23 protein-coding genes are annotated in these 19650 nt (G+C 62.6%); 12 read left to right on the forward strand and 11 right to left on the reverse strand.

What is annotated here, in order from left to right; translation table 11 throughout:
* The first annotated feature begins 34 nt into the window (after nt 1-34).
* From J2Y41_RS00465 to J2Y41_RS00480, 4 genes are all read left to right on the forward strand, one after another.
* Nucleotides 35-1057 carry an acetylxylan esterase gene (locus J2Y41_RS00465; protein ID WP_309925169.1) on the forward strand — a complete coding sequence of 341 codons (1023 nt, stop codon included), beginning with the start codon at nt 35-37 and terminating at the stop codon, nt 1055-1057.
* Nucleotides 1058-1276: 219 nt separating this feature from the next.
* Entirely contained in the window at nt 1277-2434 is a 1158-nt protein-coding gene (locus tag J2Y41_RS00470; protein WP_309925171.1) for a 3-deoxy-7-phosphoheptulonate synthase, read from the forward strand.
* Nucleotides 2435-2585: 151 nt separating this feature from the next.
* A complete protein-coding gene (locus J2Y41_RS00475) occupies nt 2586-2798 on the forward strand; it encodes a helix-turn-helix domain-containing protein (protein ID WP_017199160.1) in 213 nt (70 codons plus the stop codon).
* A 171-nt stretch (nt 2799-2969) separates the two neighbouring features.
* Nucleotides 2970-3068 (forward strand): 30S ribosomal protein bS22, encoded by a 99-nt coding sequence (locus J2Y41_RS00480; protein WP_003792170.1) that lies wholly within the window; start codon nt 2970-2972, stop codon nt 3066-3068.
* Nucleotides 3069-3383: 315 nt separating this feature from the next.
* On the opposite strand, the gene J2Y41_RS00485 is transcribed toward J2Y41_RS00480, so the two are convergent.
* Nucleotides 3384-4349: a DUF559 domain-containing protein gene (locus tag J2Y41_RS00485; protein ID WP_309925174.1), complete on the reverse strand. Its 966-nt coding sequence runs from the start codon at nt 4347-4349 to the stop codon at nt 3384-3386.
* A 119-nt stretch (nt 4350-4468) separates the two neighbouring features.
* On the reverse strand, nt 4469-5284 hold the full coding sequence (locus J2Y41_RS00490) for an HAD family phosphatase (protein WP_224088781.1): 816 nt from the start codon (nt 5282-5284) through the stop codon (nt 4469-4471).
* Nucleotides 5285-5513: 229 nt separating this feature from the next.
* On the opposite strand from J2Y41_RS00490, the gene J2Y41_RS00495 reads away from it, so the two are divergent.
* Both J2Y41_RS00495 and J2Y41_RS00500 read left to right on the forward strand, forming a co-directional pair.
* Complete coding sequence (locus J2Y41_RS00495; RefSeq protein ID WP_224088780.1) at nt 5514-5768, forward strand: glutaredoxin family protein; 255 nt, start codon at nt 5514-5516, stop codon at nt 5766-5768.
* An 83-nt stretch (nt 5769-5851) separates the two neighbouring features.
* The gene (locus tag J2Y41_RS00500) at nt 5852-6559 is read left to right on the forward strand and encodes a redox-sensing transcriptional repressor Rex (RefSeq protein ID WP_224088779.1); all 708 of its coding nucleotides are present in this window, start codon (nt 5852-5854) and stop codon (nt 6557-6559) included.
* 42 nt (nt 6560-6601) lie between these two features.
* Here J2Y41_RS00500 and J2Y41_RS00505 read toward each other — a convergent pair whose 3' ends face one another.
* The 3 genes from J2Y41_RS00505 to J2Y41_RS00515 form a co-directional block, all read right to left on the reverse strand.
* Entirely contained in the window at nt 6602-7456 is an 855-nt protein-coding gene (locus J2Y41_RS00505) for a hypothetical protein (RefSeq protein WP_309925181.1), read from the reverse strand.
* A 263-nt stretch (nt 7457-7719) separates the two neighbouring features.
* The gene (locus J2Y41_RS00510) at nt 7720-8418 is read right to left on the reverse strand and encodes a hypothetical protein (protein ID WP_309925184.1); all 699 of its coding nucleotides are present in this window, start codon (nt 8416-8418) and stop codon (nt 7720-7722) included.
* A 205-nt stretch (nt 8419-8623) separates the two neighbouring features.
* A complete protein-coding gene (locus J2Y41_RS00515; protein ID WP_224091146.1) occupies nt 8624-9175 on the reverse strand; it encodes a YceI family protein in 552 nt (183 codons plus the stop codon).
* A gap of 215 nt (nt 9176-9390) precedes the next feature.
* On the opposite strand from J2Y41_RS00515, the gene J2Y41_RS00520 reads away from it, so the two are divergent.
* Genes J2Y41_RS00520 through ccsB form a run of 5 tightly spaced genes read left to right on the forward strand, consistent with a single transcriptional unit; the run spans nt 9391 to nt 14212 of the window.
* Nucleotides 9391-10056, forward strand: a complete 666-nt coding sequence (locus J2Y41_RS00520) for a histidine phosphatase family protein (RefSeq protein ID WP_224088776.1) — start codon at nt 9391-9393, stop codon at nt 10054-10056.
* A 4-nt stretch (nt 10057-10060) separates the two neighbouring features.
* Entirely contained in the window at nt 10061-10666 is a 606-nt protein-coding gene (locus tag J2Y41_RS00525; RefSeq protein WP_309925187.1) for a TlpA disulfide reductase family protein, read from the forward strand.
* 5 nt (nt 10667-10671) lie between these two features.
* Nucleotides 10672-11427, forward strand: a complete 756-nt coding sequence (locus J2Y41_RS00530; protein WP_309925189.1) for a cytochrome c biogenesis protein CcdA — start codon at nt 10672-10674, stop codon at nt 11425-11427.
* Entirely contained in the window at nt 11427-13145 is a 1719-nt protein-coding gene (locus J2Y41_RS00535; protein WP_309925191.1) for a cytochrome c biogenesis protein ResB, read from the forward strand. The genes J2Y41_RS00530 and J2Y41_RS00535 overlap by 1 nt, the downstream gene beginning before the upstream one ends.
* Nucleotides 13145-14212 carry a c-type cytochrome biogenesis protein CcsB gene (ccsB, locus tag J2Y41_RS00540; protein WP_309925194.1) on the forward strand — a complete coding sequence of 356 codons (1068 nt, stop codon included), beginning with the start codon at nt 13145-13147 and terminating at the stop codon, nt 14210-14212. Before J2Y41_RS00535 ends, ccsB begins: the two co-directional genes overlap by 1 nt.
* Before the next feature lie 31 nt (nt 14213-14243).
* Here ccsB and J2Y41_RS00545 read toward each other — a convergent pair whose 3' ends face one another.
* Together J2Y41_RS00545 and J2Y41_RS00550 are read right to left on the reverse strand one after the other, a co-directional pair.
* The gene (locus J2Y41_RS00545) at nt 14244-14906 is read right to left on the reverse strand and encodes a hypothetical protein (RefSeq protein WP_309925196.1); all 663 of its coding nucleotides are present in this window, start codon (nt 14904-14906) and stop codon (nt 14244-14246) included.
* Nucleotides 14907-14911: 5 nt separating this feature from the next.
* Nucleotides 14912-15355 (reverse strand): PLD nuclease N-terminal domain-containing protein, encoded by a 444-nt coding sequence (locus J2Y41_RS00550; protein WP_224165264.1) that lies wholly within the window; start codon nt 15353-15355, stop codon nt 14912-14914.
* Between the two features lie 87 nt (nt 15356-15442).
* On the opposite strand from J2Y41_RS00550, the gene J2Y41_RS00555 reads away from it, so the two are divergent.
* A complete protein-coding gene (locus J2Y41_RS00555) occupies nt 15443-15754 on the forward strand; it encodes a DUF4229 domain-containing protein (RefSeq protein ID WP_224091145.1) in 312 nt (103 codons plus the stop codon).
* 24 nt (nt 15755-15778) lie between these two features.
* Here the strand turns inward: J2Y41_RS00555 and J2Y41_RS00560 are convergent, their stop codons facing one another.
* The 4 genes from J2Y41_RS00560 to J2Y41_RS00575 form a co-directional block, all read right to left on the reverse strand.
* Nucleotides 15779-16660: a 1,4-dihydroxy-2-naphthoate polyprenyltransferase gene (locus J2Y41_RS00560; protein ID WP_224088765.1), complete on the reverse strand. Its 882-nt coding sequence runs from the start codon at nt 16658-16660 to the stop codon at nt 15779-15781.
* Nucleotides 16661-16720: 60 nt separating this feature from the next.
* Nucleotides 16721-17860, reverse strand: a complete 1140-nt coding sequence (locus tag J2Y41_RS00565) for an AMP-binding protein (protein WP_309925199.1) — start codon at nt 17858-17860, stop codon at nt 16721-16723.
* Nucleotides 17861-17869: 9 nt separating this feature from the next.
* On the reverse strand, nt 17870-18820 hold the full coding sequence (locus tag J2Y41_RS00570; RefSeq protein ID WP_309925201.1) for a 1,4-dihydroxy-2-naphthoyl-CoA synthase: 951 nt from the start codon (nt 18818-18820) through the stop codon (nt 17870-17872).
* Nucleotides 18821-18890: 70 nt separating this feature from the next.
* Nucleotides 18891-19622 (reverse strand): CPBP family intramembrane glutamic endopeptidase, encoded by a 732-nt coding sequence (locus J2Y41_RS00575; RefSeq protein ID WP_309925203.1) that lies wholly within the window; start codon nt 19620-19622, stop codon nt 18891-18893.
* Nucleotides 19623-19650: the final 28 nt, after the last annotated feature.

Consider the following 19650-nt stretch of genomic DNA (forward strand, 5'->3'; position numbering starts at 1 on the left):
CCGGCGACACAACCCTATGACGTAGGATGTCCTCATGCCTCTCTTTGACCTGCCCCTTGAGCAGCTCCGTAACTACACCTCCAGCGCCGTTCCGCCTACTGATTTCGACGCTTTCTGGGAGCGCACCCTCGCCGAGGCCCGGGCCTTGCCTCTGAATGCTGCGTTCGAGCCCGTGGACAACTACCTCAGCGTCATGGACACGTACGACGTCACGTACTCCGGCTTCGGGGGAGACCGCATCAAGGGCTGGCTCCACGTTCCATCGCACCTTGAACCAGGGCAGCAGCTTCCCGTCGTCGTGGAGTACATCGGCTACTCCGGCGGACGCGGACTGGTCAACCAGAACACCCGGTGGGCGCAGGCTGGATACGCCCACTTCATCATGGACACCCGCGGCCAGGGCTACGGGGGCGTATCCGGTGACACCCCGGATCCACATCCGTCGGCCGGCGGCATCAACTATGCAGGCCTGATGACCCGGGGAGCCGGCCATCAGGACGATTACTACTTCCGCCGGGTCTACGTGGACGCCTTCCGTGCGGTAGAAGCGGCGCAGAGCCATCCCGCCGTCGACCCTTCCAAAGTGGTGCTGGCCGGTATCAGCCAAGGAGGTGGCATTACGGTGGCGGCCGCCGGGCTGGTGGCCGGAAGGCTCGACGGCGTCATCGCCGCGCTGCCTGACGTCCCCTTCCTGCAGGACTTTCCCCGTGCGATCGACATCGCGCCTCGTGGGCCATACCCGGAAATTGCCGGCTTCCTGGGGCGGCACCGTGACAAGTATGAGCCAATGCTTGCCGTGCTGAATTACTTTGACGGCGTGCATCTCGGCCGGGCAGCCAGAGTGCCTGCCCTCTTCTCAGCGGCCCAGATGGACGATATTTGCCCGCCGTCAACCGTGTTTGCAAGCTTCAACAACTACGGCGCTGGAAACCCGGCTTCGGGCGGCAATGCGCCCGCCAAGGACATCGAGGTCTACCGCTTCAATAACCACGAGGGCGGCCAGGAGCACCACTGGATCAAGCAGCTCCAGTTCCTCCGCAAACTTTTGTCATCATGACGGACCCAATTTGCCCGGTTTGACGAACCGCGGTTATGGTGTGGCTATGACTAAGCGTTGGTATGCGTATTTTTCGTTGGCTCTGGAGGGGCCCGCGTCTAACTGACACGCATCCAACTTTCCTTCAGAGCCAGCAGGGCAGAGATTATTCTCTGCCCTTCGCCATATCCGGCGGGTTCTGAAAAGGGGCCCGCTCCGCATCCGGAACAGGACCCAGAAATGACCAGCATCGCTGCAGAATCCACCGAGACACTCGATAACGAGGCACTCCCCGCTGCCGGGAAAGCCTCCCAGCCCGCCACCTCCAACTTGCGGGTAGCCCGCTTCGAGCCCCTTCCGGCCCCTCAGGACCTCATCGCCGAGTTGCCGCTGGACGCCCGCTCAGCTGCCGTCGTCGACCGTGGCAGGGATGAAGTCCGGGCCATCATGGACGGCGTGGACGACCGCCTGCTGGTCATCGTCGGGCCTTGCTCCATCCACGATCCCAAGGCCGGCCTGGAATACGCGCGCCGACTGGTCAGCCAGGCGGAGAAGCACAAGGAAGACCTGCTGATCGTCATGCGGACCTACTTCGAGAAGCCCCGCACCACAGTCGGTTGGAAGGGCCTCATCAACGATCCCCACCTGGACGGCAGCCACGATATTGCCGCCGGCCTGCGGGCAGCCCGCGGCTTCCTCAAGCAGGTCACCGCGCTTGGACTGCCCACCGCCACGGAATTCCTGGAACCCATCAGCCCCCAGTACATGGCGGACCTCGTCTCCTGGGGTGCAATCGGCGCCCGCACCACGGAAAGCCAGATCCACCGCCAGCTCGCCTCCGGGCTGTCCATGCCCATCGGCTTCAAGAACGGAACCGACGGCGACCTCCAGGTGGCCATCGATGCCTGTGGCGCCTCGGCGGCTGAGCAAGCTTTCCTCGGAATCGACGACGACGGCCGGGCGGCTCTCGTGGCCACGTCCGGCAACCCGGACACCCACGTGATCCTGCGCGGCGGCCGCAAGGGCCCCAACTACTCGCAGGAAGACGTTGCCGCTGCCTCCGCCAAGCTCGCCGCCAAGGGACTGAACCCACGCCTGATCGTGGACGCCAGCCACGCCAACAGCGGCAAGAGCCACCACCGCCAGGCCGAAGTTGCCTTGGAAATCGGTGCGCAGCTTGAAACCGGTTCTTCTTCTCCTGTTGCCGGCGTGATGCTGGAGAGCTTCCTGGTGGGCGGGGCGCAGAACCTCGACGTCGCCAAGCAATTGGCTGGTGAGCAGCAACTGGTCTACGGCCAGAGCGTTACCGATGCCTGCATGGAATGGGACGTCACCGCTTCAGTGCTGGAGCAGCTCGCTGCGTCGGCTCGGAAGCGCCGGCTGGTCCCGGGGGAGTAGCCGGGGAGTAGAGTCCCACTTACCGGAAATGCTTTCACATTGGTCACTTCAGCCTCTAGAGTATCTAGCACATGGTTGTTTGATGGCTCAGCATCGGCACACCGTTCTACTGGGGGTGTCCTGTCCAGCTGAGAGCAAAGGAATATGGGAAATGTCCGCGGAGACTAACTTCTCGAATGCGCGTTTCATGACTGTGGCTGAAGTAGCCGACGTCCTGCGTGTTTCCAAAATGACTGTGTATCGCCTGGTCCACTCAGGGGAAATGCCTGCCGTCAGGTTTGGCCGCTCCTTCCGGGTGCCTGAAGAAGCCGTGGCCCAGTACCTCAAGGGTGCTGTGGTCGACGGACAATCGGAGACCGCCTGAGGGCGCCGGAGTCCGTCCCGCGGACCGTGGTCACGGGGTGCCCCTTTGAAGCGGTACTCTGTTAAGGAACGTTTTACGTCAATGTAAGAATCTGTCAGTTGTACTGTCTGCTGCTAGTCCGCGGATCCGTTCCAACAGACAGGACCTTCATCTAGTTTGTAAGGAACTTTCGTGGGTTCAGTTATTAAGAAGCGCCGCAAGCGTATGGCCAAGAAGAAGCACCGCAAGCTGCTTCGCAAGACTCGCCACCAGCGCCGCAATAAGAAGTAGAGATACTTCACCAAGCGTGAATGCCCGTTGCCTCCAAGGCGGCGGGCATTTTTGCTCTCTCACTTCCTGGCCTGTTTGGCCGGATGTTCTCTCACGTCGGGGCGCTCTTGGCAGGATGTTCGCTCACATCCTGACCTGTTTGGCGGGATGTTCTCTCACATCCTGACCTGTTTGGCGGGATGTTCTCTCACTTCCTGGCCGGTTTGGCGGGATGTTCTCTCACTTCCTGGCCGGTTTGGCGGGATGTTCTCTCACTTCCTGGCCGGTTTGGCCGGATGTTCTCTCATATCCTGACCTGTTTCGCCGAATGCTCTCTCACATCGCGTTCCTGGCAAACCCGGAGGCAACGGATGGATCCATCCATGCAGTCCGCAGGGCCCTCTTGATCTGCCGAACGGCATTGCCGAAGTTGTCCGCCTGGTCCTCTTTTCCAAAGACAAGGACAGTCCAACCGGCTGCTCTGAAGGCCTTATCCCTGCGCCGATCGCTATGCATCTGCTCCTCCTCAAGGTGATGGCCGCCGTCGTACTGGATCGCGAGGCGACGGGCCTTGAAACCCAAGTCCGCTGAAGGCGAGAAGGGGTCGTTCGCGCGCAGCATCACCTGAAGCTGAGGTTCCGGCAAATTGGCATCAAGCATGGCCATACGCAGCAAAGTCTCTGGAGCCGAGTCGGCCCCGACGCGCATAAGGTCAAGGGCTTGCCGTGCACGGACTACGCCTTGGCGGTTTTTGTGTCGTTCGACGATGCTCCCGAGCTCCTCAGCAGTAGCAAACGGTGCATCGCGCCCCTCAAACTCGGGCCGCGGAATGCGGATCAACTGATCTGCCACGCATACGAGGTCATGAAGGGGGAGACGACGCGCCAAATCCAGCCATGTTCGGGCTCGAGTGCTCATCCAAATCCCTTGGACTTGCTCAATCTCTCCCTCGAAGTGCTTTTGCGTGTGCCCGATGATGCCCTTACGCCGAACAGATGGCAGATGTCGGGGTTTGCTCAAATGCAGTTCATTGGAATCCGAAAGCCACGCTGGCAAGACAAAACCATAGAGCCTGGCGGCAGTTGTGTGGGAGATCCAAGCGCCAGGGCTGGCTGAGGAAAGGGAACGTGCGGCTGCCGGAAGGTCGAAATCCCAATCGCTTGGACGGTACAAACCACGGCTAACGGGAAGAATGTTGCTGCTGCGCCAAATGGCTGCGGGGTTGATGCCCGCTGCTTTGGCTTCGTTCAGGCTGAAAGGCCGCAAGATCGGGCCGGACGGGTTGAGTAGCGAATTCTGCATACCCGCATTGTTTCTTGGAAGCGGCAAAGCGTGCAGAAGTTATCCACAGGCAGACCAGTGCTAATGGAGGATGTGAGAGCGGAACGGTGGAAACGCGTTGGGATGTGAGAGCGGAACGGCTAGCGGGGACCACGGAACTTTGAGAACCCTCGCCACAGTCCATAAATGGCTCCGCCGACGGTTGCGGCCTTAAGTCCAAGGGTTGCTGCACGGCGTCCGGAGCGGAAGTCGTATACAGGCCAGTTGTTGTCGCGGGCATGCCGGCGCAGCTTGGAGTCGGGGTTGATCACCACGGGGTGACCCACCATAGTCAGCAGCGGGATGTCATTGGCAGAGTCGCTGTAAGCCCAGCAGTGTTCCAAGTCCAAGCCTTCTTGATCAGCTATGAGTTGGACGGCGATGGCCTTGGCCGGCCCGTGCAGGATGTCACCCACAAGCTTGCCGGTATACATTCCGTCATGGACCTCGCCCACGGTCCCCAGCGCGCCCGTCAGTCCGAGCCTTGTGGAGATGACTGTGGCAACCTCAATGGGTGTGGCCGTCACTAACCACACCCGTCGGCCTACACGAAGGTGCTGCTCCGCGAGTGCCTTGGTTCCGGGCCAGATCCGTGACTCGATCATTTCGTCATAAACTTCTTCGCCGAGGGCTTTGATGTCCTCCACGGTTATCCCGGCAGCCAAGGTCAGGGCCGAGTCGCGCACGGCATGGACGTCGTCCATATTCTCGCCACGCATGACAAATTTGAACTGCTTCCACGCGAAGCCAGCCGCCTGGGACAGGGTGAATGCCTTGCGTTCGTACATCTTGCGGGCCACGTGGAAGAGGCTCGCGCCCTTCATCAATGTGTTGTCGACGTCGAAGAAAGCGGCTTCGCCGGTGTGCTGTGGCACCTTGGCGTCGGCGACCACGGCGGCGTTCTTCTCGTCGGGCATGCCTTGAGTCTAGTCAATCGCCCGGCCCCGGCGTTGAGGGCGCACGGTGGGCGACCGCCGGGGTGGATGTGAGAGAGCGTTGGTGGTTTGGGGGTGGATGTGAGAGAGGGATGGCCGGGAAGGGGGTGGGATGTGAGAGAGGGATGGCCGGGAAGGGGGTGGATGTGAGAGAGGGATGGCCGGGGAGGGGGTGGATGTGAGAGAGCGTTGGGGCGGTTACCGTTGTGTCATGGCTATTCCCGACGTCGTCCTCCTCACCAAAGCTGACTGCCACCTGTGCACGGAGGCACGTGCCGCCGTCGAGCGCGTTACCTCGGCACTGGGCATCCAGTGGACCGAGCAGGCAATTGACGGAAAGGCAGAACTGCAGGAGCGTTACGCGGAGGAAATTCCAGTGGTGCTGGTGGATGGGGTCCAGCGCGACTTTTGGAAGATCGACGAGCAGCGCTTGACCCGTACATTGAAAAAAGTTCTCGAAGGCTGAGGACCACGGGACTCTGTTACCCGGAAGTACCGGCTTTTGTTGAGTCCGCCCAAGGGCCATAGAGTGGAACAACAAGCGACGCAATGGAGAAAACCGTGACTGCGCTGGAACCGTCCCCGGGGGCAACAAGCGGGGACAACGAACCTGCCGCCAAGCAGATCCCGCCCGCGGCTGTGGCCCGGATGACTCTCTATTTGCGCGCGCTCAACTCGCTCCTGGCGGAAGGCGTGGAACGTGTGTCATCGGACGCGTTGGCCGAGGCTTCAGGCGTCAGCTCCTCCACGCTCCGCAAGGACCTCTCCTACGTGGGCTCGTACGGGACCCGCGGGGTGGGCTACGAAGTCCAGTACCTGAGCCGTCACATTGCTGCAGCCCTTGGCCTGACGCACGACTGGAAGGTCGCAATCGTCGGCGCCGGTAACCTCGGCAAGGCGCTGGCGCGGTATGGCGGCTTCGAGTCCCGGGGATTCGACGTCGTGGCTATCTTCGACGCAGACCCCATGGTGATCGGCAACGAGGTGGGTTGGTTGCGGGTCAGCGATTCAGCGGAACTTGAACGTGTCCTGGAACGCACCCACACCAACATGGTGGTGCTGGCGTTGCCCGCCACAGTGGCCCAGGAAGTCTGTGATCGCGTCATCGCTGCCGGAATCCGGAGCATCCTGAGCTTTGCTCCGGTTCTCCTGCAGGTTCCGCCGCACGTGAACCTCCGCAAGGTGGATATGGCCACCGAGCTGCAGATCCTGGCGTACCACGCACAACGGGCGCAGACGCCGGGTCAGGCTGTCTAGCCTTTCCGGGTCCGCGCCCGCTGTGGAACGAACTGCCGTGGTTTAGCGGCCGTACGGGTTCTGGTACGGGTTGCCGAAAGGCTGCGGCTTACGGAAATACGGAGCCGACGCCGGCAGGTACAGCAGGACGATTGCGGCAACTCCCAGCAGGATCACCAAGAGCTGCAGGATGCCGTACGTAGCACCGAACTGGAACAGTCCGGCGAGGCCGAGGACGGAGATCGCCGCGAAGACGGTGCCCAGGATCCTGGCCCAGTTCTTGCCCTTGCGGACCGGGAATGCAACCAAGGCGTAGAGGCCCAGGGACACGATGGCCCCAATGATGGCGGCAACGACGATACCGCCACGCATGCCTTCCAGGGAGCCTTCCGGGAATTCGGTGCCCTGCTGTGCAGCCTGCTGGATCATCGAGTTGATGAAGGCATCCGAGCCGGTGGTGGCCAGGATCAGCGAGCTGATGGCGGACAGGATGCCCGCTGCGATGATCATCCAGAAGGAGATGTTGACCAGCGGGGGAACCGTAGCAGGCCCTGGCTGCTGGCTGGGCCAGTTGGTGTCCTGCCCGTATTGCGGGGCCTGCTGACCGTAGGGAGATGGCTGCTGGCCGTACGGCGACTGCTGGCCAAACTGGGGAGCTTGCTGACCATATTGTGGAGCCGGGGGCTGGCCATATTGGGGAGCAGCCGGGGACTGCTGACCGTACTGCGGAGCGCTGGGCTGCTGACCATATTGGGGAGTCTGCTGGCCATACTGCGGTGCCGACGGCTGACCGTACTGCGGCATGGATGGCTGGCCCGGCTGCTCAGGCTTGTTGGCGTCGCCCTTGTTATCACCGGTGTTGGGATCGCCCGGTTTGGCGTCCCCGGCGTTGGACGGCGGGTATGGAGGGTTGCTCATTGCATTCCTTTGCTTGTTCGACTGCTGGTACGGCTGCCGGGATCAGCAAAAAGACCCTGCCCCCAGCCTGGTTCTGCTTCCACCGTACCTCCGGGGTCCGGTGCTGCGGATGATCACACGCAGGAATTTCCTGCTTCAGATGAAATCATCACGATGGCGTACGCCTTCATGATGAAGGCCGTGGTGGTCGAATGGACCACCACGGCCTTGTGCACCTGTCAGGCCGGCTTGGGTGAGAGCCCGACGGCGGTACTTCAGGCAGGTTAGACGGCGCCCTTTACTGCCTTGAACCACAGCTGCGAGTTCGGCAGCCACATCAGCACAACGGCCACTGCGCTGACCAGGAAACCAAACCAGTTGCCACCCAGGCCTGCACCGGGTCCGCCGGCGTTGATGGAGCCGAAGATGGCGAGCAACAGGGAAACTGCGGCAAGGACGGTGAGGGCGAGGCGTGCCCATTCCTTGCCTTCCTTCATCTTCATGGCAAGGACTATCTGGGCGGCTGCAACAGCAAGGCTGATGATCAGGAGAACCAGGAGGAGTGCGGCAACTCCCGGCATGAAAGCGAACGCTGCGATGATGGCGAAAAGCCCAATGAGGCCAAACAGGAGGCCCAGGAGTCCCGAGATGACCCAAATGAAGTACGACACTTTGAGCTCGGTGGGCAGGCCCATGGTCTTGAAGAGGCCCGAGAAACCACCTTGGGGAAGGATGTCATTGAAGTTGCGGGGGCCGTCGGTAGGCATTTCGAAGTGGAAACCGCCCGCCTGTTGCGGCTGGCCTGGCCCGGGCTGTGAGTACTGGCCAGGCTGCGAATACTGCCCAGGTTGCGACGGCGGCTGGTAGCCCTGGGGTGGTTGGTAACCCTGCGGTGGTTGGTAACCCGCAGGAGGAACATTGCCGGGCTGCGGAGGCTGGGCGCCGGGCTGCTGAGGCTGTGGTGCTTCGTCTGGGTTACTCATGGCATCACTTTAGACCGCAGGTTGAGGGATGCATAGGAAATTCGGAGCTGCCGCGCAGTGAACTACAGGGTGTTTTCCGAATAATCGCAGGGTGACTTCCGAGTATGCAAATGAGTATGCGAAACGGCGCCCCCACAGCGGAACTGTGACGGGGCGCCGTTTACTCGGGACTGCTGTACGAGTTCCCGTGCAAGCTGCTGTGGATCTAGGCAGCTGCCGGTGCGATGAACGCGAGTTCCAGGTTGATGACAACCTTGTCGCTGACCAGGACGCCACCGGCCTCAAGCACGGCGTTCCAGGTCAGGCCGAAGTCCTTGCGGCTGATGGTGGTTTCGCCGGAGACGCCTGCACGGGTGTTGCCGAAGGGATCCACTGCGACGCCGTTGAATTCGGTTTCGATGGAAACTTCCTTGGTGACTCCCTTGATGGTGAGATCGCCCACAAGATCGAAGCCGTCGCCGTTTGCCTTGACGTGGCGGGAGACGAAGGTGATCTCCGGGTACTTCTCCACATCGAAGAAGTCTTCGCCCTTGACGTGGCCGTCGCGGTTGACGTCGCCGGAGTCAAAGCTGGCGGTCCGGATGGTTGCGTTGACCTTGGAGTCCGTCAGCGTCTCGCCGACTTCGAGGGTTGCTTCGGCATCCTTGAAGACGCCGCGGACCTTGCTGATACCTGCGTGGCGGACGGTGAAGCCGATCTCGCTGTGGGAAGCGTCGAGGGTCCAGATGCCGGTGGTGACGTTGGCGGGAAGGGTCATCATGATGTTTCTCCTGTATGTAGTGGAAGGTACCGCTTGCTTGCCCGGCGGACTGGTTGATGCATTTACTTGAAACGTCAACCGAGCTTCGTGTCTAGTATAAACATGCATATGCATCTTTTATTCCAACTCCACGGAACATTTTGAGAAAACTTTGAGTTCTACTGACGGTAGAAGATTTCGGATCGCCCCGCTTCTTTGAGAAACTGGTAAACATGCCCCAAGCAACTGTCCATCTGCTTCGCCATGGCGAGGTCCATAATCCCGATGGCGTCCTCTATGGCCGGCTGCCTGAATTCCATCTCTCCGAGCGGGGCCGGGAGATGGCCCGCATGCTGGCCGAGCACTTCACCGTCCGCGCAAACGAGGGTGCCAGGATTGTCCACTTGGTCGCCTCGCCGCTCACGCGCGCCCAGGAAACGGCAATGCCCACTGCCGAGGCACTCCATCTCGATATCCATACAGACCCCAGGATCATCGAAGCAGAGAACCACTTCGAGGGACTCCACCCCACGCGCAGCGAATTCCTGAAGCCCAAGCACTGGCTCTATTTCCGGAACCCCCTGCGCCCGTCCTGGGGCGAGCCCTACAAAGAGCAGGCCGCACGCGTCATGGCTGCCGTTGAAGATGCGCGCGTCAAGGCGATCGAACTGGGTGGCGACGGCGCGGAAGCGATCCTCGTCAGCCATCAGCTTCCCATCTGGTCCACCCGCCTGTCCGCCGAGGGCCGCCGGCTGGCGCACGACCCCCGTAAGCGTGAGTGCACCTTGACCTCCCTGACATCCCTGGTCCTGGACGAGGACGGCAGGATTGTGCGGGTCGAATACAGCGAACCTGCTGCCGTGCTCCTTCCCGGTGCAGCAAGCACTCCGGGGGCGTAGGCACATGAACAACAACGTTTCGCGTCGCGGCGTGCTCACAGCCGGTGGTGTCCTGTTGGCAGGACTTACCATGGGCCTGTCGGCCTGCGCCCAGAAGGACTCCCTCGCAGAGCAGGCCCGAAAAGGCGACAACAAGAACTACGTGGCCGGGGACGGTTCCGTCACCGAGTTCGCCAAAGCCGACCGCGCTGCACCGGTGGCGCTCAAGGGGACACTCTTCAATGGGGAGACGGTCAAGCCCGAAGATCTCAAGGGTAAAGTCACGGTCTTGAACTTCTGGTTCGCGGCCTGTGCCCCGTGTCGCGTCGAAGCTCCCCAGCTTGAAGCCCTGCACCAGGACTTCAAGGACCAAGGCGTTCAATTCTTCGGCGTTAACCTGCGTGACGAGAAAGCCACCGCAGAGGCCTTCGACAAGACCTTCAACCTCACCTACCCGAGCTTCAACGACAAAGACGGGGCCGTGCTCCTGTCTGTGTCCGGAATCGTGCCTCCGGGCGCGGTGCCCACCACATTGGTCCTGGACAAGGAGGGCAAAGTTGCCTCCCGCGTCCTCGGCGAAATTGAGAAGAGCACGTTGAAGGCCCTCATTACGTCCGCAGTGGCTGAGTAGTACCAATGAACAGTCCTTTCGCCGAGACGATCCTGAACGGATCACTGCTGCTTGCCGTGCCGGTCGCGCTGCTGGCCGGACTCGTCTCGTTCCTTTCGCCGTGCGTGCTGCCACTCGTCCCCGGCTACCTTGGCTACGTCACGGGACTGACCGGCGTCGATCTCCAAAAGCAGCGGCGCGGCCGCATGCTGGCAGGTATTGGGCTGTTTGTGCTGGGCTTTTCGGTGATCTTTGTCCTCCTGGGCGGTGCCTTTGGGCAGCTTGGGACCCTCCTGACAGGCCCGCAGAACGCCTGGATCACCCAAGTGCTGGGCATTCTGGTCATCCTCATGGGCGTCGTCTTTATGGGTGGCTTTGGTTGGCTGCAGCGCGACGCCAAAATCCATGCGAAGCCTCCGGCCGGCCTGTGGGGCGCGCCGCTCCTGGGGCTGACGTTCGGCCTGGGGTGGGCCCCATGCATCGGGCCCACATACTCCGCGGTACAGTTGCTGAGCTTGTCCGGCGGATCGTCGGCGGCAAAGGGTGCGCTCCTGGCCTTCGTTTACAGCCTTGGCCTGGGTATCCCGTTCCTCCTGATCGCCCTTGCCGTCCGGCGGGGCATGGGCGTCATGTCCTTCTTCCGGACGCACCGCCTGGCGATCCAGCGGTTTGGCGGAGGCATCCTGATTTTGCTCGGCATCCTGATGGCCACCGGTGTGTGGGGAAACTGGGTGACCGAGTTGCAGTACTGGTTCCAAACCGATGTGAAGTTGCCAATCTGATGAGCGAGTCCGTGAAAGCCAAGAAGAAGTCACCACCCGCTGAAAGCACGAACACGAAGACAGCGGAAGGAAAACTCCAGCAGGCCAAGTCCGAGGCCGCGCTGCCCTCCTTGGGTATCCTGGGCATGCTTCGGTGGGCTTGGACCCAGCTGACGAGCATGCGGACGGCGTTGTTCCTGCTGCTCCTGTTGGCCGTGGGCGCGGTGCCGGGGTCCCTGTTCCCGCAACGCCCTGCGAACCCTGCGGTTGTCACCCAGTACATCAAGGACAACCCGTCCTATGGTCAGCTGCTCGACGCCCTGCAGCTCTATGACGTGTACTCGTCGGCCTGGTTCTCGGCCATTTACATCCTGCTGTTCATCTCCCTGATCGGTTGCGTCACCCCGCGGGCCATCGCCCACTACAAGGCGATGAAGTCGCAGCCGCCGCGCACGCCCAAGCGCCTTTCGCGACTGCCGGAGTACGGCACCTTGGCGCTGCCCGCCGACGCCGGGATCCCGGCGTCGAAAGCTATCAACGATGCCGCCGGACTGCTCAAAAGGCGCGGCTACCGCGTGGAAGTCAGGGACGTCGACGGCGACCTCCCGTCCCTGGGTGCCGAGCGCGGCTTCCTGAAGGAAGTCGGCAACCTGGTCTTCCACACTTCCCTGATCGGCGTGTTGGTTTCCGTGGCTATCGGCGGCCTGTTCGGCTACAGCGGCCAGCGGATCCTGGTAGAAGGCGAGACGTTCGTCAATACTTTGGTGGGCTACGACCAATTCACGCCGGGCACCAACTTCCAGAGCAGTTGGCTCCAGCCCTACTCCATTCAGTTGGACAAGTTCGAGGCCACCTTCGATCGCGAATCGCCGAAGAAGATCGGCCAGCCGATCGACTACACCGCCGAGGTCACCACCAAGGAAAATCCGGATTCGCCGGCGAAGAAGGAAATCCTCAAAGTCAACGACCCCATCACACTGGGCGGCACCAGCCTGTACCTCACCGGAAACGGCTACGCCCCCGTAGTGACCGTCCGCGACGGCGAGGGCAACATCGCTTTCCAGGGGCCGGTCACGGCCAAGGTCCAAGGCGACAACTACTACTCATCCGTGGTCATCAAGGTGCCGGACGGCAAACCGGACCAGCTGGCGTTCCAGGGCTTCTTCCTGCCCACGGCCTTCAAGTCCGATGAGGGCATCTCCTTCAGCGCTAGTCCTGAACTCTTCAACCCACAGTTGAGCCTTGACTCCTACTACGGCGACCTCGGCCTGGACAAGGGCGTGCCCCAGAACGTGTTCGAGCTGGACGTCAGGGACCTCACACAGCTCAACGGCCGAAAACTTGAAGCCGGCGGAATCACGCTTGCCCCAGGGATGACGAAAACGCTGCCGGACGGCAAAGGCAGCATCAGCTTCGACGGCGTCAAGAAGTACATCGGCGTAGACGTCCACCACAACCCCGGGCAGCTGTACGCCTTGATCTTCGGCCTACTCGCCGTTGCCGGCCTGGTGACTTCGCTCTACGTCAACCGCCGCCGTGTCTGGGTCCGCACGGGAACCCACCAGGACGGCCGCACCATGGTGGAGTATGGCCTGCTGGCGCGAGGCGAAGACCACCGGCTCGCGGGCGAAGCAGCAGCCCTCCGCCAACTCTTTACCCGGGAATGGCAGATCTCCTCTGACTCCGGCAACCCGGCAGCAACCCCCACAGTCTCTTCCCCAACCTCGAAGGACCAGTAATGCCCGTCATCAACGAAACCCTGGGCCAGTACAGCGAGCTGTTCATGCTGCTGGCCGCCGGCACGTACACCGTGGCGTTTATCGCGTTTGCCTGGGACCTGGCCAAGAGCAGCAAGGCGCTGCGTGCAATCGACTTGAAGGCCGCCGCCAGCTCTCCTTCAGAGAAGGTGGCGGTGGCCGCTGGTCGCGCCAGCGGACGCTTGGGAGGGGCCGACGCCGGTGGGCCGGCTGGCCGTGCCGAGCGTCCGACGTCGGGCCTCACCATCGAGGGTGGCACAGCGGCCGGTGACATGAAGTACTCAGCCGAACGGCGTGTGCCTGCCCGGGTGGCTGTGGCACTTACAGTACTGGGCGTACTCATTCATGGTGCGGGCGTTGTGACCCGTGCACTGGGCGCAGGCCGGGTGCCGTGGGGCAACATGTACGAGTTCCTCACCACCGGTGCATTCGTCGCCGTGGCAGTCTTCCTGATCGTGCTCATCCGCCGTGACCTGCGGTTCCTCGGTACGTTCGTCATCGGCCTGGCCATCATCATGCTGGTGGCTGCTTCGGTATCGTTCTGGACGCCGGTGGGCCACCTGGTCCCGGCCCTGCAGAGTTACTGGCTGATCATCCACGTCTCCATCGCGGTCCTGTCCTCGGCCCTGTTTACTTTGACCTTCGCCATGTCCGCGCTGCAGTTGGTCCAGTCGTACCGGCAGAAGAACCTGGCCGCCGGCCGGGCGGACAATCTTGGCTTCATGCGGGTGGTTCCGAACGCGCTGAGCCTGGAAAACCTGTCCTACCGCATCAACGCGATCGCCTTCATCGGCTGGACGTTCACCCTCATGTTCGGTGCCATCTGGGCTGAGAAGGCCTGGGGCAGGTTCTGGGGCTGGGACCCCAAGGAAGTGTGGACGTTCGTCATTTGGGTGGTCTACGCCGGATACCTCCACGCCCGGGCTACCCGTGGTTGGACGGGAACCCGCGCAGCTTGGTTGTCGATCGTTGGCTACGCCTGCGTGATCATCAATTTCACACTCGTGAACACCGTCTTCAACGGCCTGCACTCGTACTCCGGGCTCTAAGCCGTGCTCGGGCTCTAAGCCGCGGAACGCCTTAGATTTCCGTCGCGCGCCGGCGTCCGCTTATCAGCCACGCCGTGGTGGAGGGCAGGAACAACAGGATCAGGCCTGCTGCAGCCAGGACGTACTGCACGGCAAGCAGCACAGTGGACAGGATGCCTTCGCCTCCCGGCGCGACGACGAAATCGGCCGTGATCACTGTGACCACGGCGTGCAGGAGCGCCACCGGTGCCAGCAGCCAGCGCGCCCAGCTGCGGCGCCTGAAGGCCACAGCCAGCAGGACGGCTTCCATCGCGACCACCAGCGCAAGCATGGCCAGGCTTCCCAGGAACACGACGGCGGTTGCTCCCTCGATTGCCTGGGCGTCGCCGTCGGGGAGCTTTCCCGCGATGACGTCCTGGAGACGATCCAGGTGCGAATCGCGGGCAAGGAAACTGGTGACGACTACTGCGGTTCCTGCGGCAAAGCTGGCTACCCACAACCACCTGGACAGCAGCGCCGGGCCTGGTGGCCGCACGACGGCGTCGCCGGGTGCGGTTTCGACGGGCGGGGTAGGCGAGCCGGGCGGGGTAGGCGAGCCGGGTGGGGGAGGAGACAGGGAAACGCCGGAGCTGGCCTGCGGCGTGGACGGTGGTGGCCCGCCGATGGGTGACGCGGTAGTAGAAGACTGCCGTGATCCATCAGCTTGCCGGGCCATGTTCCCTACTTCAGTTCGTCGGTGCCATGGGTATCCGGCTCGCCGCGTTTGGCATCGCCGGACTTGTACCCGGGGGCTTTATTGCCCTGGCTGCCCTCCTGGCCATCAGTACCATTGAGTTTTCGCTCTTTGGCTTCCAGCTCTGCCTTGAGCTTCTTGAGGCGCTCTTCTTCGGCGGTGTTCCGGCGGCGGGTTTCGAGGTTGCGGAGGAACTCGGGATCGTCATCCGGGGCGGTGGGGTGGCGGCGGATGGGCTGCGCCGAGGGCTTGCCGTAGGGCCTGCCGAAGATGAACCAGAGGACTGCACCCAGGAGGGGCAGGACGATCATGACCACGATCCAGGCGGGCTTGGAGATGCCGCGTGTGTATCTGCCATCGGTACGTATCACGTCCACGAGGGCGTAGACGAAGATAACAAGGACGACGACGACGCCAACAACCCGGAGCATGCACCAAGTCTAGTCGCCGGAAGGCATTCACTGGACGCCCGGCTCCGGCTGTGATCAGAGTGCAACCATCCGGGCGGCTAAACTTGGATAGTGGCTTTCCTGAAGTATTCCCTCATCCGTTTGGCGCTGTTCGTGCCGCTGTTCATCCTGTTCGCCCTTTTGCAGGTGGGCTGGATCCTGGCGGTGGTCTTCGCGGGGCTGATCGCGTTCGCCATCAGTTACCTCTTCTTCCAGAAACAGCGCGACGCCGCCACTGCGGCCATCCGGGACCGTGTTTCCGGCCGGGCCAAGCCCATCCGCACCGCTGGTGAGGTTGAGGACGCCGAGGCGGAGGATGGCCTGGTGGAGCAGAACCCGGACATTGCCGTCAACAACGACAAACGCCCGGGTTCCAAGTAGCTTTCGTTACAGAAGCTCGGAAACTCAGAAGCCCCGGCTCAGGATCAGCCCCAGCGAGAACAGCAGGCTGTAGCCGAGGTTGATCAGTCCGGTCTGCTTGAGCACGGGAATGAGGCTCTTGCGCTTCTTGCCGTTGACCATGAGCCAGGCGGGCATCAGGCAGGCGGGGATCAGCAGGAGAACGATCAACATCCACGGCTTGGTGGGTGCCAGCACAATCACCAGCAGGATGGCGACGGCCAGCATCAATACGTAGCTCTCGCGGGCATGCCTGTCTCCAAGACGCACGGCCAGGGTGCGTTTGCCTGCCGCTGTGTCGGTGGGAATATCCCGGACGTTGTTGGCCATGAGCAGGGCGCAGGCGATGAGTCCAGTACCGATCGCGCCGATGACTGCTGCCAGGCTGACCTGTCCGGCCTGGGTGTAGGTTGTGCCGAGCGTTGCTACCAGTCCGAAGAACACGAAGACGAAGACGTCGCCCAAGCCAAGGTAGCCGTAGGGGTTTTTGCCGCCCGTGTAGCCCCAGGCCGCCAGGACGCAACCGAGGCCCACCAGGATCAGCCACCAGGTCTGGGTGATGATGACCAGGATCAGCCCGCACACCATGGCCGCGCCGAACAGTCCAAAGGCCGCCCACTTTACTTGCTCGGGCTTGGCGAGCCTGGAACCAACCAGGCGCAGTGGCCCTACCCGGTCCTCGTCCGTCCCGCGGATGCCGTCCGAGTAGTCATTGGCGTAGTTGACGCCCACTTGGAGGAGGAGCGCCACGAGCGCCGCCAGGATCGCATTCGGCAGCCGGAAAGCATGGAGCTCGTACGCCGCTGCCGAACCGATCAGTACGGGCGCGATTGCCGCGGGCAGTGTGCGGAGCCGGGCTCCTTGAATCCATTGTGCAGCTGTCGCCACGTGTAGTACCTCGTGTATTTCGCGTTGATCTTTGGTCGGAGTCATGAGGGCAGAACGTGTCTATTGTCCCTGATGCACGGCGGAAAGCTGTTCGATCATGGCGAGCCGGTCCGGTTTTCCGTTGGGCAGCATCAGCAATTCCTTCCTGGCGACCACGGTCTTGGGGGCCAGAACTCCCAATGCTGCTTCGCGGCGGGCCGTGAAGCCCTTCAGCACTTCCGGCGAGGGGTCGGACATGGCCACGTAGGCTGCCACGGCCTGTCCCCATTCACGCGACGGTACACCCGCGACGAAAGCCGCAGTGACGCCGTCGAGCTCTTCCAGTTTGCTTTGGATATACCCGGCAGAGGCCTTGACGCCGCCGCTGATGATGACGTCGTCGGCGCGGCCCAGGACAGTGAGCTTGCCGTCACCGGCAATTTCGCCGAGGTCGCCCGTGACGAACCAACGCACGCCGTCTTCCTCGAGGAACGCGGCCTTTGTGGCCCGCGGGGCGTCAAGGTAGCCCGCCGCCACGGTGTCGCCGCCCAGCAGGATGCGGCCTTCCAGTTCGCCCTCGCCGATGCGGATCTCGACGCCGTCCAGCGGCTCGCCGTCGTACACGCACCCGCCGCTTGTCTCGGCTGATCCGTAGGTGGTCACCACCTTGAGGCCCTCGGCATGGGCGGCGGCAAGGAGTTCAGCCGAAGCGGGTGCGCCGCCCAGCAGGATGGCATTGAAGCGGCGCAGCACGGCAAGGGTTTCCGGTGCGGGGGAGTCCAGGAGCCGCTGCAGCTGGGTGGGGACCAGCGACGTGAAGCGGATCTTGTCCGTCAGTTCCCCCGCCGCAGCGGTGAATGCCTCGGGCGTGAAGCCGTTCGACTGGTCCATCACCCAGGGCCGCGTCCCTGCGTAGAGCGAGCGGACCAGGACCTGGACACCGGCCACATACTGCAAGGGCAGTGCCAGCAGCCATTGGCCTTCACCGCGCAATGCCATGGCCGTGGCCACAGAGGAGGCCGCCAGGGCATCCACAGTAAGGACGGTGGCCTTCGGTGTCCCGGTGGAGCCGGAGGTCCGTACCACCACCGCGGCCTCTTCCACGCCGGTCTCTACCGGAACGGCTTCCGGCCGCCCGTCCTCGTGAACCACGATTTCGACGGCGGGACCCTCACCATGCAGGGCAGCAGCCAGTGCTTTGAGTACGGGATCGATGTCCACAGGGGAGTCCTAGAAGTAGTAGGGGAAGTTGGACCAGTCGGGGTCGCGTTTCTGGAGGAAGGCTTCCTTGCCCTCCACGGCCTCGTCCGTCATGTAGGCCAGCCGTGTGGCTTCACCGGCGAAGACCTGCTGCCCGGCCAGGCCGTCATCGGCCAGGTTGAAGGCGAACTTCAGCATGCGGATGGCCTGGGGGGACTGGCGGGCGATATCCGCCGCGTACTCCAGTGCGACTTCCTCCAGCCGCGCGTGGTCCACGGCCTCGTTCACGGCTCCCATCCGCACCATGTCCTCGGCGGAGTATTCGCGGGCCAGGAAGAAGATCTCCCGCGCGGCTTTCTGCCCTATCTGGCGGGCCAGCAGCGCAGAGCCGTATCCGGCGTCGAAACTTCCCACGGTGGCGTCAGTCTGCTTGAACTTGCCGTGTTCGCGGGAGGCGATAGTGAGGTCGCTGACCACGTGGAGGGAATGTCCGCCGCCGGCTGCCCACCCATTGACGACGGCGATGACCACCTTGGGCATGGTCCGCATGAGCCGCTGGACTTCCAGGATGTGGAGGCGTCCGGCGCGTGCGGGATCGATGGTTTCCTGGGTGTCTCCTTGGGCGTAGCGGTAGCCGTCCCGGCCACGGATCCGCTGGTCGCCGCCGGAACAGAACGAGTGCCCACCGTCCTTTTCCGACGGTCCGTTGCCCGTGAGCAGCACGGTGGCAACGTCAGGAGACATGCGCGCGTGGTCCATGGCCCGGTACAGCTCGTCCACAGTGCCCGGACGGAATGCGTTGCGGACCTCGGCGCGGTTGAAGGCGATACGTACAGTGGGGAGATCCTTGACCGTGCCGTCGCTGGAACGCTCAACTTGCCGGTGGTACGTCATGTCCTTGAAGTCGTCGAAGCCGGAAACGGTGCGCCAGCGTGAGGGGTCAAAGATGTCGGAAACCTTGGCAGGGAGTTGGTTGTTCACAGTCCGAGTCTAGTAATGGCCTCGGCTGATGCAGAACTCGAGCCCTGGTGCAGGTCCTGGCATGCCTCTGTTACCCGGTGGGGAGGAAGTCCGGCGGGATCGCATAAATGAGAACCACGGCCAGGAGGTTCTTGGCCGCATGGACGAAGTAGGAGAACATCAGGTTCTTTCCCGTCCACACGTAGACCGCCACCAGCACCAGGGCCATGCCGAGATAAGGCGCAAGGGCCGACAACGCCAGCCCTTCCCTGCCCACAACATGGATCGACGCGAAAACTCCCACCGAAATCGCGCAGCAGATCCAGATGTTCACGTACTGCGACAACTTGCCGATCAGCAGGTGCCGGAACAGGTACTCCTCGACGAACGGCCCCAGGACCACCAGCAGCGGCACCATGAGCCAGGCCGGCACACGCTGAAGCAGGCCTTGGATGCCCAACTGGTTTTCGGAGGTCTGCGCCGTACCGAGCGCCGCAACCAGAATTGCCGTGACGATCAGCATGACCACCACCGCAAGGGGAATCATTCCAAGGGTGAACCAGGGACGGGTGCCCAGGATCTTGATGTCGCGGCCAACAATGCGCCAGGCGGACGCCAAGGCAAAGACCCCGACGGCAGCATAGAAGACCGCGTTGACGGCATAGGAAGCCGTGGCGGGGTCGGAAAAAAGCCGGAGCATCATTCGCTCCACGGATTCGCCCGCAAAAGTGAAGTAGACCGTGAACCCCACGTAGGCGGCCACGGCGACTGCGTCCAGGGCATTGAACCGGTAAAGCCTCGCCCGCATCGAAATGGTGCCCATATGACCAGACTATCTTTGCTGGGTGGCC

The sequence above is a fragment of the Arthrobacter sp. 1088 genome, from assembly GCF_031455315.1.
In the GTDB taxonomy this organism is placed as follows: domain Bacteria; phylum Actinomycetota; class Actinomycetes; order Actinomycetales; family Micrococcaceae; genus Arthrobacter.

Excerpts from the sequence above, each read along its gene's own strand:
- J2Y41_RS00490 (WP_224088781.1), bottom strand. The coding sequence starts at position 5,284 with ATGCCCGACGAGAAGAACGCCGCCGTGGTCGCCGACGCCAAGGTGCCA.
- J2Y41_RS00485 (WP_309925174.1), bottom strand. The coding sequence starts at position 4,349 with ATGCAGAATTCGCTACTCAACCCGTCCGGCCCGATCTTGCGGCCTTTC.
- J2Y41_RS00495 (WP_224088780.1), top strand. The coding sequence starts at position 5,514 with ATGGCTATTCCCGACGTCGTCCTCCTCACCAAAGCTGACTGCCACCTG.
- J2Y41_RS00475 (WP_017199160.1), top strand. The coding sequence starts at position 2,586 with ATGTCCGCGGAGACTAACTTCTCGAATGCGCGTTTCATGACTGTGGCT.
- J2Y41_RS00535 (WP_309925191.1), top strand. The coding sequence starts at position 11,427 with ATGAGCGAGTCCGTGAAAGCCAAGAAGAAGTCACCACCCGCTGAAAGC.
- J2Y41_RS00465 (WP_309925169.1), top strand. The coding sequence starts at position 35 with ATGCCTCTCTTTGACCTGCCCCTTGAGCAGCTCCGTAACTACACCTCC.
- J2Y41_RS00520 (WP_224088776.1), top strand. The coding sequence starts at position 9,391 with ATGCCCCAAGCAACTGTCCATCTGCTTCGCCATGGCGAGGTCCATAAT.
- J2Y41_RS00575 (WP_309925203.1), bottom strand. The coding sequence starts at position 19,622 with ATGGGCACCATTTCGATGCGGGCGAGGCTTTACCGGTTCAATGCCCTG.
- J2Y41_RS00470 (WP_309925171.1), top strand. The coding sequence starts at position 1,277 with ATGACCAGCATCGCTGCAGAATCCACCGAGACACTCGATAACGAGGCA.
- J2Y41_RS00550 (WP_224165264.1), bottom strand. The coding sequence starts at position 15,355 with ATGCTCCGGGTTGTTGGCGTCGTCGTCGTCCTTGTTATCTTCGTCTAC.
- J2Y41_RS00525 (WP_309925187.1), top strand. The coding sequence starts at position 10,061 with ATGAACAACAACGTTTCGCGTCGCGGCGTGCTCACAGCCGGTGGTGTC.
- J2Y41_RS00515 (WP_224091146.1), bottom strand. The coding sequence starts at position 9,175 with ATGACCCTTCCCGCCAACGTCACCACCGGCATCTGGACCCTCGACGCT.
- J2Y41_RS00530 (WP_309925189.1), top strand. The coding sequence starts at position 10,672 with ATGAACAGTCCTTTCGCCGAGACGATCCTGAACGGATCACTGCTGCTT.
- J2Y41_RS00500 (WP_224088779.1), top strand. The coding sequence starts at position 5,852 with ATGGAGAAAACCGTGACTGCGCTGGAACCGTCCCCGGGGGCAACAAGC.
- J2Y41_RS00510 (WP_309925184.1), bottom strand. The coding sequence starts at position 8,418 with ATGAGTAACCCAGACGAAGCACCACAGCCTCAGCAGCCCGGCGCCCAG.
- J2Y41_RS00545 (WP_309925196.1), bottom strand. The coding sequence starts at position 14,906 with ATGGCCCGGCAAGCTGATGGATCACGGCAGTCTTCTACTACCGCGTCA.
- J2Y41_RS00505 (WP_309925181.1), bottom strand. The coding sequence starts at position 7,456 with ATGAGCAACCCTCCATACCCGCCGTCCAACGCCGGGGACGCCAAACCG.
- ccsB (WP_309925194.1), top strand. The coding sequence starts at position 13,145 with ATGCCCGTCATCAACGAAACCCTGGGCCAGTACAGCGAGCTGTTCATG.